Annotated in this window: 13 protein-coding genes; 6 read left to right on the top strand and 7 right to left on the bottom strand. The window is 73.1% G+C overall.

Features of this window, described 5'->3' with window-relative positions; all coding sequences use genetic code 11:
- Positions 1-29: 29 nt before the first annotated feature.
- Positions 30-611: a hypothetical protein gene (locus SNOUR_RS14000; protein WP_067346900.1), complete on the top strand. Its 582-nt coding sequence runs from the start codon at positions 30-32 to the stop codon at positions 609-611.
- Between the two features lie 39 nt (positions 612-650).
- On the opposite strand, the gene SNOUR_RS13995 is transcribed toward SNOUR_RS14000, so the two are convergent.
- Entirely contained in the window at positions 651-1,223 is a 573-nt protein-coding gene (locus SNOUR_RS13995; protein WP_067346899.1) for a cob(I)yrinic acid a,c-diamide adenosyltransferase, read from the bottom strand.
- A gap of 497 nt (positions 1,224-1,720) precedes the next feature.
- Between SNOUR_RS13995 and SNOUR_RS13990 the strand changes: the two genes are divergently transcribed.
- The 3 genes from SNOUR_RS13990 to SNOUR_RS13980 all read left to right on the top strand — a co-directional run bounded on the left by SNOUR_RS13990 (position 1,721) and on the right by SNOUR_RS13980 (position 6,168).
- On the top strand, positions 1,721-2,569 hold the full coding sequence (locus tag SNOUR_RS13990) for a 3-hydroxyacyl-CoA dehydrogenase family protein (RefSeq protein ID WP_067346897.1): 849 nt from the start codon (positions 1,721-1,723) through the stop codon (positions 2,567-2,569).
- Between the two features lie 146 nt (positions 2,570-2,715).
- On the top strand, positions 2,716-3,039 hold the full coding sequence (locus SNOUR_RS13985; protein ID WP_039632750.1) for an STAS domain-containing protein: 324 nt from the start codon (positions 2,716-2,718) through the stop codon (positions 3,037-3,039).
- 411 nt (positions 3,040-3,450) lie between these two features.
- Positions 3,451-6,168, top strand: coding sequence for an AAA family ATPase (locus SNOUR_RS13980; protein WP_067358287.1), 2,718 nt, complete (start codon positions 3,451-3,453; stop codon positions 6,166-6,168).
- 135 nt (positions 6,169-6,303) lie between these two features.
- Here the strand turns inward: SNOUR_RS13980 and nucS are convergent, their stop codons facing one another.
- Positions 6,304-6,966, bottom strand: a complete 663-nt coding sequence (gene nucS / locus SNOUR_RS13975; protein ID WP_039632746.1) for an endonuclease NucS — start codon at positions 6,964-6,966, stop codon at positions 6,304-6,306.
- A gap of 252 nt (positions 6,967-7,218) precedes the next feature.
- Here nucS and SNOUR_RS13970 point away from each other — a divergent pair, with 252 nt between their 5' ends.
- Entirely contained in the window at positions 7,219-7,611 is a 393-nt protein-coding gene (locus SNOUR_RS13970; RefSeq protein ID WP_067346895.1) for an SCO5389 family protein, read from the top strand.
- Between the two features lie 128 nt (positions 7,612-7,739).
- Here SNOUR_RS13970 and SNOUR_RS13965 read toward each other — a convergent pair whose 3' ends face one another.
- Positions 7,740-8,789 (bottom strand): LLM class flavin-dependent oxidoreductase, encoded by a 1,050-nt coding sequence (locus SNOUR_RS13965; RefSeq protein ID WP_067346893.1) that lies wholly within the window; start codon positions 8,787-8,789, stop codon positions 7,740-7,742.
- Between the two features lie 258 nt (positions 8,790-9,047).
- Here SNOUR_RS13965 and SNOUR_RS13960 point away from each other — a divergent pair, with 258 nt between their 5' ends.
- The gene (locus tag SNOUR_RS13960; RefSeq protein ID WP_067346892.1) at positions 9,048-9,380 is read left to right on the top strand and encodes an Rv1322 family protein; all 333 of its coding nucleotides are present in this window, start codon (positions 9,048-9,050) and stop codon (positions 9,378-9,380) included.
- A gap of 33 nt (positions 9,381-9,413) precedes the next feature.
- Here the strand turns inward: SNOUR_RS13960 and SNOUR_RS13955 are convergent, their stop codons facing one another.
- From SNOUR_RS13955 to SNOUR_RS13940, 4 genes are all read right to left on the bottom strand, one after another.
- A complete protein-coding gene (locus SNOUR_RS13955) occupies positions 9,414-10,742 on the bottom strand; it encodes an ABC transporter permease (protein ID WP_107407298.1) in 1,329 nt (442 codons plus the stop codon).
- Complete coding sequence (locus tag SNOUR_RS13950; RefSeq protein ID WP_067346890.1) at positions 10,739-11,989, bottom strand: ABC transporter ATP-binding protein; 1,251 nt, start codon at positions 11,987-11,989, stop codon at positions 10,739-10,741. The genes SNOUR_RS13955 and SNOUR_RS13950 overlap by 4 nt, the downstream gene beginning before the upstream one ends.
- 128 nt (positions 11,990-12,117) lie before the next feature.
- Positions 12,118-12,891: an ABC transporter permease gene (locus SNOUR_RS13945; protein ID WP_067346888.1), complete on the bottom strand. Its 774-nt coding sequence runs from the start codon at positions 12,889-12,891 to the stop codon at positions 12,118-12,120.
- Positions 12,892-12,894: 3 nt separating this feature from the next.
- Entirely contained in the window at positions 12,895-13,929 is a 1,035-nt protein-coding gene (locus SNOUR_RS13940) for an ABC transporter ATP-binding protein (protein WP_067358281.1), read from the bottom strand.
- Positions 13,930-13,955 lie beyond the last annotated feature (26 nt).

Here is a 13,955-nt window from a genome sequence, read left to right as displayed (position 1 = left end):
GCGCGGGGCGGCGGGAGAGGAGAGCGACCGTGGTCGTCACGCTGATCATCGCCTGTGAGGTCGGCTTCTGGGTGCTGCTCGCCGCGGGCCTGGCGCTGCGCTATCTGGCGCGGATGCCGAAGACCGGCGCGGCGGTGCTGCTGCTGGAACCGCTGCTGGAGCTGGCGCTGTTGATCGTCACCGCGATCGACCTGAAGAACGGCGCCACCGCGGACTGGAAGCACGGCCTGGCCGCCCTCTACATCGGCTACACCGTCGCCTACGGCCACTACACGATCAAGTGGGTGGACGTGCGCGTCGCGCACCGCTTCGCCGGCGGCCCGGCGCCGATCAAGCGCTACGGCCGGGACCAGCTCAAGCACGAGGCGAAGCTGTGGCTGCGCACGGTGTTGATGGCCGCGGTGGCGGCCGCACTGCTTCAGGGCGCGATCTGGTACGTCGGCGACGGCGACGTCTCGTCGCTGCGCAGCTGGCAGGCGACGGGTCTGCGCATCGTGTCGATCCACGGCGTGATCATGCTGACGTATCTCATCTGGCCGAAGAAGGCCCCCGAGGACCGGACCGCGGCGGAGGAGGCGCCGGCCCGGCCCCGGGAGGAGACCCTCCACTAGGGCCTGACCCATCGGACAGGCGCTGGGCCGGGCGGGGGCTCAGCGCTCGCCGCCCGGCACCCACAGCACGTCCCCGACCTCCTTGTTGGCCGTCCGGGCCAGGATGAACAGCAGGTCGGAGAGGCGGTTGAGGTAGGTGGCGGTGAGCGGGTTCATGGTCTCGCCGTGCTCCTCCATGGCCGCCCAGGTGGAGCGCTCGGCCCGGCGGACGACCGTGCACGCCTGGTGGAGCAGGGCGGCGCCGGGGGTGCCGCCGGGGAGGATGAAGCTGCGGAGCTTCTCCAGCTCTTCCAGGAAGCGGTCGCAGTCCGCCTCCAGCTTGTCGACGTAGGACTGCTCGACGCGCAGCGGCGGGAACTCCGGGTTCTCCACCACGGGGGTGGACAGGTCGGCGCCCACATCGAAGAGGTCGTTCTGCACCCGCAGCAGTACCGCGGCGACCTCCTCCGACAGCGACCCGAGCGCCAGCGCCACGCCGATCGCCGCATTGGCCTCGTTGGCGTCCGCGTACGCCGCGATGCGGGTGTCGGTCTTGGCGGTCCGGCTCATGTCGCCGAGCGCGGTGGTGCCCTTGTCTCCGGTACGGGTGTAGATGCGGGTCAGATTCACCATACGAGTGAGACTACGCCGCGCCCCGGGGGAGGGCTCGGGGCGGCGGGCCGCCGACGGCGTCGCGCGGCCCGGTTCGCCGGCGTTCCCTCGGCCGCGTCCGCGCGGCCACCGTGCGGCTCTTCCCGGGGCTGCGCCGGAGCCGCCGAACGAGCCGGCGAACGGGGCGCCGAACGAGGCGGCGAGCGGGGGGAGGACGAAAGGGGGATGGGAGGGGGACGAGTGGGAAGGCGAGCGGGAAGCAGGGCGGCGCCGGCGAGCGGACAGGGCCTCAACTACGCCGTGTGGAGGGCCGGCTGACGGCCTTCCGGGCGTGCGCCGGACCGCCGGGGATGTGATGTCCGTCATGACAGGAGGCGCCTTGGCCCGTCGGGCCGCCTGGAGAGGCGGCGGTCGGGTGAGGGGAGGGAGTGACGCGCATCTCTTCACTGCCAATCGATCGCCGGTGACCGCTAACGTCACTCAGGACCGTCAAATGCACAGGGTGTGAGGGGACAGCAGTGGCAAAGAAGCTTGCCGTCATCGGCGCCGGACTGATGGGTTCCGGTATCGCGCAGGTCTCGGCCCAGGCCGGTTGGGACGTCGTCCTCCGCGATGTCACGGACGAGGCGCTGGCTCGCGGCAAGGGCGGCATCGCCGCCTCCTTCGAGAAGTTCGTCGCGAAGGGCAAGCTGGAGGCGGACGCCGCCGAGCAGGCGCTGGCCCGCATCACCACCACCACCGATCTGGACGCGGTCGCCGACGCGGACATCGTCGTGGAGGCGGTCTTCGAGAAGATCGAGGTTAAGCGGGAGATCTTCCAGGCGCTGGACAAGCTCGCCAAGGAGGACGCGGTACTGGCCTCCAACACCTCGGCGATCCCGATCACCAAGATCGCCTCGGCCACCTCGCGGCCCGAGCGGGTGGTCGGCACGCACTTCTTCTCGCCGGTGCCGATGATGCAGCTGTGCGAGCTGGTGCGCGGCTACAAGACCAGTGACGAAACCCTCGCCGCCGCGCGGGAGTTCGCCGAGTCGGTCGGCAAGACCTGCGTCGTCGTCAACCGCGACGTGGCCGGCTTCGTCACCACCCGGCTGATCTCGGCGCTGGTCGTCGAGGCCGCCAAGCTCTACGAGTCGGGCGTGGCCAGCGCCGAGGACATCGACATCGCCTGCAAGCTGGGCTTCGGCCACGCGATGGGGCCGTTGGCCACCGCCGACCTGACCGGCGTCGACATCCTGCTGCACGCCACCGAGAACATCTACACCGAGTCCCAGGACGAGAAGTTCGCCCCGCCGGAGATCATGCGGCGCATGGTGGACGCCGGCGACATCGGCCGCAAGAGCGGACAGGGCTTCTACGCGCACTGATGGCGCGTCAGCCCAGCACTCCGACGGGGTCGCCCGTCGGAGTGATTTCGGTATCGGTTCGCTTACAGACGGCAACTTCGCCGTATGAGAGGCAGTCAGATCGGTAGACGACAATGCACCACAACCCATGACATCGGGGAGCGCATATGCACATCAGGGGCGACCACGCCGAGCTGGTCGTCGGGGGCCGCCTCGACGTTCGCAGCGCGGCGGACGCCCGCACGGCGCTGCACGCCGCCGTGGACTCCGGCCGAGGTGATCTGGTGCTGGACCTGACCGAACTGGATTCGTGGGACGCCACCGGCCTCGGCGTGATCATGGGCGCGCATCGCCGGGCCGGCCGCAACAACCGCCGGCTGGTGTTGCGGGGGGTGCCGCCGCAGATGCAGCGGCTGCTGGTCGCCACCCGGCTCCACCGCATCCTCGCGATCGAGGGCGGGATCGAGGCGGAGTCGCTTCCCCGGGTGTGAGCAGGGTCTCCTCCGGGTGCGAGGAGCGAGGGCGGCGGCCGCGGTCGCCGCCCCGTCCGGCCCCGCCCCGCCGCGGTCCCGGTACGGGGTCCCGACCAGGAGAGGCGGGGCGGGCGAGAGGGGCGGGCGGGGCAGGGGAGACGAGCGACCCGGAGGGAAGACCGGGATCCGGGATAATCGGAGGAAACGCGGCGAACCGCGCGTTTCCCCTGATCTGGTGTCGTTCCCGTCAAGGTGCCACCCCGGCCGTGCCCCGTGCCGGAGATCGGTCTATGGTTCGGTTGCCCGCCGTGTGCCATCATCCGCGGCGGGGCACCGGACCAGACGCGACGGCTGAGGAGATCCGCCGGAGCCGGGGGAGTGCGGACGGCCGGAAGCACCGACGGCACGCACATTCTGGGAGCTTGCAGCATGGACCCGAACACCCACCCGGGGCCCGAGGAGTACGGCGAGCAGGCCGGCACGGCCGGTCCGCCGGCGTCCGACGCCGCCGGCCGGCAGGGCGGATCCGGCGGGCTCGCCCGCGTCGTCCGCCTGGTCTCCGGCAACTACCTCGTCACCGTCAACCCGGTCGACGGCTGTGAGATACAGCCCTGCCCGCCCGGCGAGCGGCCCGCCGCGCCGGAGAAGCTCGACCCCCAGGACCGTGCCGCCGCGGCCCGCGCGGCCCAGCCGCCGGTGCCGTCCGGGCCGGTCTCCTTCGCCGGCCACGACATCCCCCTCGAAGAGCGCGACGAGGACGTCGCCCGGCTGGTGCGGCTGCTCACCCGGGGCCGCTCGGTGCGCGTGAGCGGCCCCGCCGGCTCGGGCCGCACCCGGCTGCTGGACGCGGTCGCCGGCCGCGTCGCCGACCTCGCCCCGGACGGCGTGGTCCGGCTCTCCGGCTACCACCGCAGCGTCACCGACGTCCTCTACGCCCTGTTCGCGGCGGTCTACCGGGCCCCGCAGCACCGCCCGGAGCGGCCCGAGCTGCTGCGCCTGCTCGGCGGCATCGGCGCGGTCGTCGTCCTCGACGACCTGGAGTTCGGCGGTGCCGCGCTCGACGAGCTGATGGAAGCCACCCCGGAGTGCGCCTTCCTCTTCGCCGCCACCCCCGACGTGCCCGCCCCCAGCGCCGACGCGCACGTCGAAGAGGTCTTCATCGGCGGGATCAGCCGGGACGCCGGTATGCGGCTGCTGGAGCGCGCCGTGGACCGCCCGCTCACCGCGGACGAGACCGCCTGGGCCGCCGACCTCTGGTTCGAGTCCGAGGGGCTGCCGCTGCGGTTCGTCCAGGCCGCCGCCCTGCTCCGGCAGCGCGACAGGGCACGGACCGCGCCCGGCGCCCTCGACGACGGTTACGGACTCTTCCCCGAGGGGTCCACCGCCGACCCGGTGGACCCCGAGCAGCGCACCGATGTGCCGCTGCCGGCCCTCGGCGAGGCCGTCGCCCCCGCCCCGCTGCTCGCCGAGCGGCTCGGTGCCGCCGCCCAGGAGACCCTCCGCTTCGCGGTCGCCCTCGGCGGCGAGCTGCCGCACCAGGCGCACCTGCCGGCCCTGGCCCAGGACACCCACGCCGACGCCGCCCTCGGCGAACTGCTCGGCTGCGGCCTGATCAGCCCGGCCGGCGGCCACTACCGCCTGGCCGCGACCGTCCTGGACCAGCTGACCGCCGCCGGCTACGCCGAGGACGCCGCCGCCCGCGCGCACACCGCCGCCCAGCACTACGCCTGGTGGGCCGGTCACCCCTCGGTCACCCCCGAGCGGGCCGCCGCCGAGTCCGACGCGGTGCTGGCCGCCATGGGCGTGCTGACCGGCAGCCGGGAGAGCGGCCACCCGGCCGCCGCGGTGCTGCTGGCCCGCACCGCCGCGCCCGCGTTCGCCGCGGCGCTGCACTGGAGCGCCTGGGAGCGCAGCCTGCGGCACGGCCAGGAGGCCGCCCGACTGGCAGGCGAGGTCGCCGAGGAGGCGTACTTCCACCACGACCTGGGTGTGCTCGCGCTGTGCAGCGGCAACGTCGACCGGGCGCGCGCCGAGCTGGAGGCGTCCATCGGGCTGCGCGGGGTGCTCTCCGACCGCGATGGCGCGATCGCCGGGCGGCGCGCCCTCGCCCTGGTCATCGACCGGTCGCGGGCCGCCGCCGCGGACGCGCCGACGACCCTGATGGCCTCCGTCGACCCGGCGGTCGCGGCCTCCGCCGCCGCCGCGACGGACACCCCGGACGGGCCGCAGGCGCACGAGACGGCCGCCGGCCCGGCCGGTGCCGCGACGCCCGACGCCGTGTCCACCGCCAAGCTGCACGCCGTCGCCCGTCCCGAGGGGCCGGCCACCACGGCCACCGCCCCGACCTCCGGGTCCGCCACGGTCCCGCGGTCCTCGGGGGGACCCGCGTCCTCGCCGGGCGCGACCACCGCCGCCGTCCCGGCCGTGAAGGGCGCGCACGCCGCGAAGTCCGGCAAGGCCACGGCGAACGGTGCCGGGGGCCTGGGGCGCGGTATCCGCCGCACCAGCCGCCGCAACCTCATCGCCGCGGGCGCCGGCGTGCTGGTGGCCGCCGGGCTCGGCACCGTCCTCACCCTCGGCATGACCTCCGACAACTCCGGCCCGCACGACGACAAGGTCACCACCAGGCAGTCCCCGGCCACCGGCGACGCGCAGGACCCGGCCCAACTGCCCGGCACCGGCGCCGGCCTGCCGCCCACCGGGTCCGGCACCACCCGGCCCGGCACTCCCGGCACGCCCGGCCACCGGGGCACCACCGCGCCGTCCGCCCCGGGCACCACCGGTGCGCCCAGCGGCCCGGGCACCCCGACCTCCAGCCCCACCGACCCGACCGGCGGCCCCACGTCGTCCAGCGGCCACCCGACCCACCGTCCCACCCACACCCCGACCGGCACCCCCACCGACCCCACGCCGACCCAGAAGCCGACCGGCACCCCGACCGACCCCACGCCGACCCAGAAGCCCACGGACACCCCGACCGGCCAGCCGCCGACGACGTCCGGCGGCTCCTCGGGCGGCAGCCCGTCCGGCAGCCATTCCGCGGTGGCGCCGTCCACCACCGGGAACGGCGGAGACACCACCGCGCCGTCGTCGGGCCAGGCGTCATCCGGCCAGTCGGCATCAGGCCAGGGCACCCCGACCGGCTGACACCCCCGGTGCCCCGCAGGCACCACCCGGCACACCAGGCACGTGCCGAAACACCGCGACGGCCCGGTACGCACCGCCGCCCCATGGGCGGACGGATCGCGTACCGGGCCGTCGCGGTGCGGCCGGTGCGGCGGGTCAGAACAACCGCAGCTTGTCGTCCTCGATGCCGCGCAGCCCGTCGTAGTCCAGCACCACACAGCCGATGCCGCGGTCGGTGGCCAGCACCCGGGCCTGCGGCTTGATCTCCTGAGCTGCGAAGATGCCCTTCACCGGGGCCAGGTGCGGGTCACGGTTGAGGAGTTCGAGATAACGGGTGAGCTGCTCCACGCCGTCGATCTCACCGCGCCGCTTGATCTCGACGGCGACGGTCTGCCCGTCGGCGTCCCGGCACAAGATATCCACCGGGCCAATGGCAGTGGGGTATTCACGCCGAATAAGCGAGTAGCCCTCGCCCAGTGTCTCGATCCGGTCGGCGAGCAGCTCCTGGAGGTGGGCCTCCACACCGTCCTTGATGAGCCCGGGGTCCACGCCCAACTCGTGCGAGGAGTCGTGCATGACCTCCTCCAGGGTGATGATGAGCTTCTCGCCGCCCTTGTTCTCCACCGTCCAGACGTTGCCGTCCCCCTCCTTGAGGGAGCAGGGCGGGGACATCCAGTTGAGGGGTTTGTAGGCCCGGTCGTCCGCATGGATGGACACGGAGCCGTCCGCCTTCACGAGGATGAGGCGGGGCGCGGAGGGGAGATGGGCGGTGAGCCGGCCCGCGTAGTCCACGGAGCAGCGGGCAATGACGAGGCGCATGGTGCGCCACGCTACTCGAATCGGGGCCGCCGACGCGATTCGCCCCCGCACCGGGGTCTCTTTACGGCGGAAACCCCCGCACCCCCGGCGCCCGCGCATGGCCGGTTGTATGTGCAATCTCCTGGTGCGGGCCCCTTGCGCGGCATACCGTTGACGCGGGGGGTCGCGGGGCGAACACGCTCTGTCGCGAATTCCCCTTGTCTCATCCATGAGGCCCCGTCCGTCCCGGCGGGGCCGCGAGAGGAGAACCTCATGTCGCTCGACGTCTCACCGGCCCTCCTCGAACAGGCCGAGCGAGGCGAGGTCGACGAAGCCGCGTTTGTCGACTGCGTCCGGACTTCCCTGCCCTACGCATGGGGGATGATCAGCTCTCTGGTGGACCGGCTGAAGGCGGACGGCGGAGAGTTCGCCGACAACCAGACGCCGCCGCCGGACGAGCAGGCGCGCGGCCAGCTGCTCCGCGCACTCGCGAGCAACGCCATCCGCGACTCGTTGGAGCGTCACTTCGGTGTGCGCCTCGCCTTTCAGAACTGCCACCGGGTCGCGGTCTTCCCGCTCGACCCGGCCGTCGACGAGCGGCTGGTCCGCTTCACCTCCATCCGCGGCCAGTTGCTGAACCAGTCGCCCGAACTCCGCGACTGCTGATCGGAGTTGCTGCCGCTGAGCCAGTTGGCCGGAGCACCCTCCGGGGCTTGCGCACCGGCGGCAGCACCACCGATCAGCCGTGCCCCGTGCCGCAGGGGCCCTTGGACCCCGCCGCCGCCCCGGCGGGGTCACGCCAGCTGCGGCAGTACCTCCGCGCCCAGCCGCCGGACGTTCTCCTCGGTGGCGGCCAGATCCCCGGAGCCCTCCACCAGCAGCGCGAACCGCCGGATGCCGGTGCGCTCCGACGTCGCCGCCAGCCGGTCCGCGCACAACTCCGGCGGGCCGACCGGATGCAGCGCGCACAGCAACTCCGTGTACGCCAGCGGGTCGCGCATCGACCGGTACCGGCCGTCGACCGTCACATGCGCCCCCAACCCCTGCCGCAGCCAGCCGGGCATCGCCTTCATCAGCGTCTCCACCGCGGCCTGACGGTCGTCCGCGACCTGCACCACGCCCGCCGAGACGTGCTCCGCGGCGGCCACCTCGGAGGGGTCCCGGCCGGCCTCCAGCGCCGCCGACCGCCACAGCGCGACCATCTCCGCCTTCTCCTCGTCGCCGCAGTGCATGCCCAGCAGCATCGGCAGTCCGCGCGTGGCGGCCAGCCGCACCGACGACGGGGAGGTGCACGCCACCACCACCGGGGGCCCGGCCGTCAGCCCGTCCGGATCGTCCGGGTCGGTCAGCGCCTCGGACGACCGCGGCACCACCGCCACTTCGCGGAAGGAATAGCGCTCGCCCTGCGCACCCACCCGGGGCTCGCGCAGCCACCGCAGCAGCAGATCCAGCGACTCGGGGAAACCGTGGTCGTACGCGGCCAGTCCGGAGCCGAAGACCTCCAGATCCACCCAGGGACCGCCCCGGCCGACGCCGAGCGTGAACCGGCCCTCCGACGTCAGGTGCAGCAGCGCCGCCTGCTCGCCGAGCGCCACCGGATGCTGGGTCGGCAGCACGCTCACCGCCGTCCCGATCCCGATCCGGCTCGTCCGTCCCAGCAGCAGTGCCGCCAGCGTCGCCGCCTGCGGACAGACCCCGTAGGGGACGAAGTGGTGTTCGGCGAGCCAGACTTCGTGGAGTCCGGCCTGCTCCGCTACCTCAGTGGAACGCACCGCGCGGTGCAGTGCTTCCCCCTGTCCCTGACCGGGGAACTGGGCGCCCAGGATGAAAGCCCCTACGCGCATCGCTCTCTGCCTCCTTGCAGCCGACGCGACCCCCCCTCACCCGGCAACAACGTGCGACACGTGCCCAGGGCACGGCCTGACGCGAAATTTCCAGATCATCGCAGAAACGTGACGGCGGGCTTTTGCCCCTGACCGCGCCGCGTACGCTGGTGACAGCCCTCCCCCGAACTCCCGACGCCTCCCCCGTGCTCCGCTTCGTTCGCGCGGGGGCCCGTGAGCAGGGGGAACCCCGCCCCCGTCGACCTGCCGAGGTGTGCTGTGTCTCCGCGCCGAAACCGCCAACGCGGTGCGAATCCCCCGGACCGTGCAGCACGCGCGGACCACGTGGGGGTCGGCCGCTACGGTCTGGAAACCACCGAGGAGTGGCGCGGCGAGGACTGGGTGGTCCGGCCGGTCGGTGCCTCCGGCGCGGCCAAGCACTACCGCTGCCCCGGCTGCGACCAGGAGATCCCGCCCGGCGTCCCGCACGTCGTCACCTGGCCCCAGCACGGCGACGTCGACGACCGCCGGCACTGGCACAAAGCCTGCTGGAACGCACGGAACCGCCGGAGCGCACGGCTCCAGCGGTCCCGGAACGCGCCCCGGTACTGAAGGCGCGAGAAAGCGGCGGGGCGGGGCGGCCGGTCAGACGTCCCGCTGGGTCAGGGCCGCGTAGGCCCCGCCGAGTGCCACCGCGGTGACCCCGGCGAGCACCAGCAGCGGCGTCCAGCCCGACGGGCCGTCCGACATGAACGGGATGCCGTACAGCGTGGCGATGGCGTTCGGCACCGAGTACTCGATCATCCCCTTCTGGAGCGACCGCAGGGACTCGCCCTGGAGGAACAGCGCCAGCAGCATCGGCAGCAGGACCAGGCCCATCATGGCGCTGATCGCGCCCGCCGAGTGCCGCAGCAGCGCGCCGACCGACAGCGCCAGCAGACCCAGCAGCGCGACGTACAGGCCGGCGCCCACGGTGCTGCGCAGCCACGCATCGGCGCTCGGCGCCGGGCCGTTGAGCATCGCGAAGTCCAGCAGCGCCACCACGGTCGTGGCGAGCGTGGTGATCACCAGCGCCAGTCCGAAGAAGACGATGGCCTTCGCGGTCAGCATCCGGGCCCGGCTCGGGCACGCGGTCAGCGTCGTACGGATCAGACCGGTGCCGTACTCGGACGAGATCGACAGCACGCCCAGGGTGATCACGCACAGGCTGCCGAGCAGCACCCCGACGAAGCCGACCGCGAGCAGCGGGTCCATCTTCCGTTCCGAACCCAGCGCCAGTGTCGTCAGCAGCCCGATGCCGACGATCAGCACCAGCATCACGCCCAGCGTCCAGATCGTCGAGCGCACCGAACGGATCTTGGTCCACTCGGCGGCCAGTGCATGGCCCAGGTGGGTCGGGCGGACCGGGATCGGCGAGACGTAACCGACGTTGCCCGCCTGCCAGTTGGCGCCGACCGGCTGCTGCTGCGGCAGCTGCGGAGCCGGCGCCTGCGGTGCCTGCGGCGGCTGTTGGGGCAGCTGGGGCTGGGCCTGCGGGGGCGCGGGAACGGTCAGCATCATCGTGCCGCCCTCCTTGCCCTGCGCACCGGGCCCGTGCGCCGCGAGCGGCCGCGGCTCGGGGTGGCCACCGGCCGGCGGCTGCGCCTGGAGCATCATCGTGCCGGCCTCCTTGACGGGGGCCGGTTGGGGCTGGGCCTGGGCCTGGAGCAGCATCGTCCCCGGCTCCTCGGCGGCCGGGGATGGGGGTCCCCCCTGCTCGAACGGAGTTGAGAGCTCGGGGGAGGCCGGCGGCATCGGTCCGGCGGTGGGCGCGGGACCCGGCGCGGGCACGGGGGCGGACGGGGGAGGAGTCGCGGACTCGGGGGCGGACGGGGGAGGAGTCGCGGACTCGGGGGCGGAGGGCGGCATCGGCTGCGCACCGGTGCCCGGCGCACCGGGCTGCGGCTGGGGCTGCGGCTGCTGAGGGCTGGTCATCGGACGTCCTGGGTGTGCGGCGTGGGCTGGTCGGCGGGGGCGGGCACGGGCGGCTGCTGCCCGTACGGGTGGGGTGCGCCGTACGGAGCGGGTCCCCCGTACGGGTGGCCCTGCTGCGGGGGCACCGGCCCGCCGGGCATCGGGGCGGCCGGGGCGTACGGGGCCTGCTGGGCGTAGGGGGCCTGCTGGGCGTACGGGTTCGGCGGCGGCGCGGCCGCCCCCGGCGGCACCTGGCCCGGCACGGCCGGCTGCCCCGGCGCGTACCCCTGGGGGGCGGCGCCCTGCGGCGGGTACCCGGCGGGCGCCGCCTGGAGACCGGACCGCTGGTCGGCCGTCGAGCGGTAGTCGACGACCCCCTGCGTCATCCGCATGTACGCCTCCTCCAGCGACGCCTGGTGCGGCGACAGCTCCCACAGCCGGATGTCGGCCGCGTGCGCGAGGTCGCTGATCCGGGGCAGCGGCAGCCCGGTCACCCGCAGCGCACCGTCCTCCTCCGGCACCGCCTGGCCGCCCGCCTCCGCGACGGCCGCGGCCAGCTTCTCGCGCTGCTCCGGCGCACCGTCCGGCGTCCGCACCCGCGCGAAGTCCGCGGAGTTGGCCGAGATGAAGTCCTTGACGGGCATGTCCGCGAGCAGCTGGCCCCGACCGATCACGATCAGGTGCTCGGCGGTCAGCGCCATCTCGCTCATCAGGTGCGAGGAGACGAAGACCGTACGGCCCTCGGCCGCCAGCTGCTTCATGAGGTTCCGCACCCACAGGATGCCCTCGGGGTCCAGGCCGTTGACCGGCTCGTCGAAGAGCAGCACCTGCGGATCGCCGAGCAGCGCCGCCGCGATCCCCAGCCGCTGGCCCATCCCCAGCGAGAACCCGCCGGACCGGCGCTGGGCGACGTCCTGCAGGCCGACCACTCCCAGCACCTCGTCGACCCGCCGGGCCGGGATGCCGGACAGCTGCGCCAGCGACAGCAGGTGCGCCCGCGCGCTGCGCCCGCCGTGCACCGCCTTGGCGTCCAGCAGCGCACCCACCTGCCGCGCCGCGTTGGGCGTCTGCCGGAACGGGCGGCCCCCGATCGTGGCGTGGCCGGACGTCGGGGCGTCGAGGCCCAGGATCATCCGCATGGTCGTCGACTTGCCGGAGCCGTTGGGCCCCAGGAAGCCGGTGACGGTGCCCGGACGCACCTGGAACGACAGGTTGTGCACGGCCGTCTTCGGCCCGTAGCGCTTGGTCAGGCCGACTGCCTCGATCATTCTCCGCCCCTCGCGAGATGGTCGGGGCAGAGGCGCCCTCGTGCCCCCGTGAGGGTTATGAGGCTATCGGGATGTTGACGGTTCCCGCCAAAACGGAGCGGAGGGTGCCGGCGGAGCGGCCCCGGCGCTCAGGCGTCCCGCCGGTTCAACAGCACATAGCCGACGACCAGCGCCGCCACCGTCCACCCCACCATGATCGTGAAACCGCCCCACGGCCCGTACGGCGTCGCGTCGTTGACCGGCGTGACCACCTGCATGATCCGCGAACCGGCCTGGTCCGGGAGATAGCGGCCGACCTTCTGCGTCGCCGAGACGTTCCCCAGGATGCTGGAGACCAGGAAGAAGAACGGCATCAGGATGCCCAGCGACAGCATCGGGCTGCGCAGCATCGTCGCCACCGCCATCGAGAACAGCGCCATCATCGCCATGTACAGCCCGCCGCCGATCACCGCCCGCAGCACCCCCGGATCGCCGAGGTACGCCCGGTGCTCGCCCAGCGCCGTCTGCCCCGCGAAGAACGTCACGAAGCTGGTCGCCAGACCGACCACGAAGACCAGCACGGTCGCCACCGTCAGCTTGCAGAAGAGGAACACCCCGCGCTGCGGCACCGCCGCCAGCGACGAACGGATCATCCCGGTGCTGTACTCGTTCGAGACCACCAGCACCCCGAAGACGATCATCGCCAGCTGGCCCAGGCCCATCCCCGCGAAGCTGATGTTGGTGGCGTCGAAGGAGAGCTGCCGCTGTTCCGGCATCGAGTCGAAGTCCTTCCGGACCAGCGTGCAGATCAGTACGCCGGTCACGATGGTCACCACCGCCGCGGTGCCCAGCGTCCACACCGTCGACCGCACCGACCGGATCTTCGTCCACTCCGACCGCAGGACCTGCCCGACGACCGCCATCCGTCAGCTCCTCTTCCTCTGCCACTGCCGATCCGTGCCCCAACCGTCCTGCGCCGGCCCGCGCGACATCGCGCCCTGGGGGACCGCCGAGCGCACCGGCCCCCCGCCCTGCACCGTCGGCGGCGGCCCGCCGCCGTTGCGCGCGTGGTACTCCACGACACCGGCCGTCAGCTGCATGAACGCCTCTTCCAACGACGCCTGCTGAGGACTCAACTCGTGCAGTACCAGCCGTTCGGCGGCGGCCAGTTCGCCCAGCCGCTCCGCCGGCACCCCGTCGACCTCCAGCGCACCGGCCTCACCGGCGAACACCCGCATCCCCTCCCGGTACAGCATGGTCAGCAGCCGCTCCCGCTCCGGGGACCGCACCCGCACGTACGACCGCGAGTTCTGCTGGATGAACTCCGCCATCGACGTGTCCGCCAACAGCCGGCCCTGCCCGATCACCACCAGGTGCTCCGCGGTCAGCGCCATCTCGCTCATCAGATGGGACGAGACGAAGACCGTCCGCCCCTGGGCCGCGAGGTTCTTCATCAGATTGCGTATCCAGTGGATGCCCTCGGGGTCCAGGCCGTTGACCGGCTCGTCGAAGAGCAGCACCCGCGGATTGCCCAGCAACGCGGCCGCGATGCCCAACCGCTGCCCCATCCCCAGCGAGAAGCCCTTCGACCGCTTCCCCGCCACCGACGCCAACCCGACGAGGTCCAGCACCTCGGCGACCCGGGCCCGCGGAATGCCGTTGCTCTGCGCCAGACACAGCAGATGGTTGGCGGCGCTGCGACCGCCGTGCATCGCCTTGGCGTCCAGCAGCGCTCCCACATACGTCAGCGGGTTCTTCAGCTGCCGGTAGTGCCTGCCGTCGATCCGGACCGTGCCGGCCGTCGGATTGTCCAGACCGAGCATCATCCGCATGGTGGTGGACTTCCCCGCACCGTTGGGGCCGAGAAAGCCGGTGACGATCCCCGGCCGCACGGTGAACGTCAGATGGTCCACCGCGACCGTGTCCCCGTAGTGCTTCGTCAGCCCTCTGAGCTCGATCATGTACAGCACGCTAGGGGCGCCCCGAG

Origin of the sequence: Streptomyces noursei ATCC 11455, assembly GCF_001704275.1 — a bacterium.
Lineage (GTDB): Bacteria > Actinomycetota > Actinomycetes > Streptomycetales > Streptomycetaceae > Streptomyces > Streptomyces noursei.
Note: the sequence above shows the minus strand (reverse complement) of the source record. Positions and strands in the feature narration are given on the sequence as shown.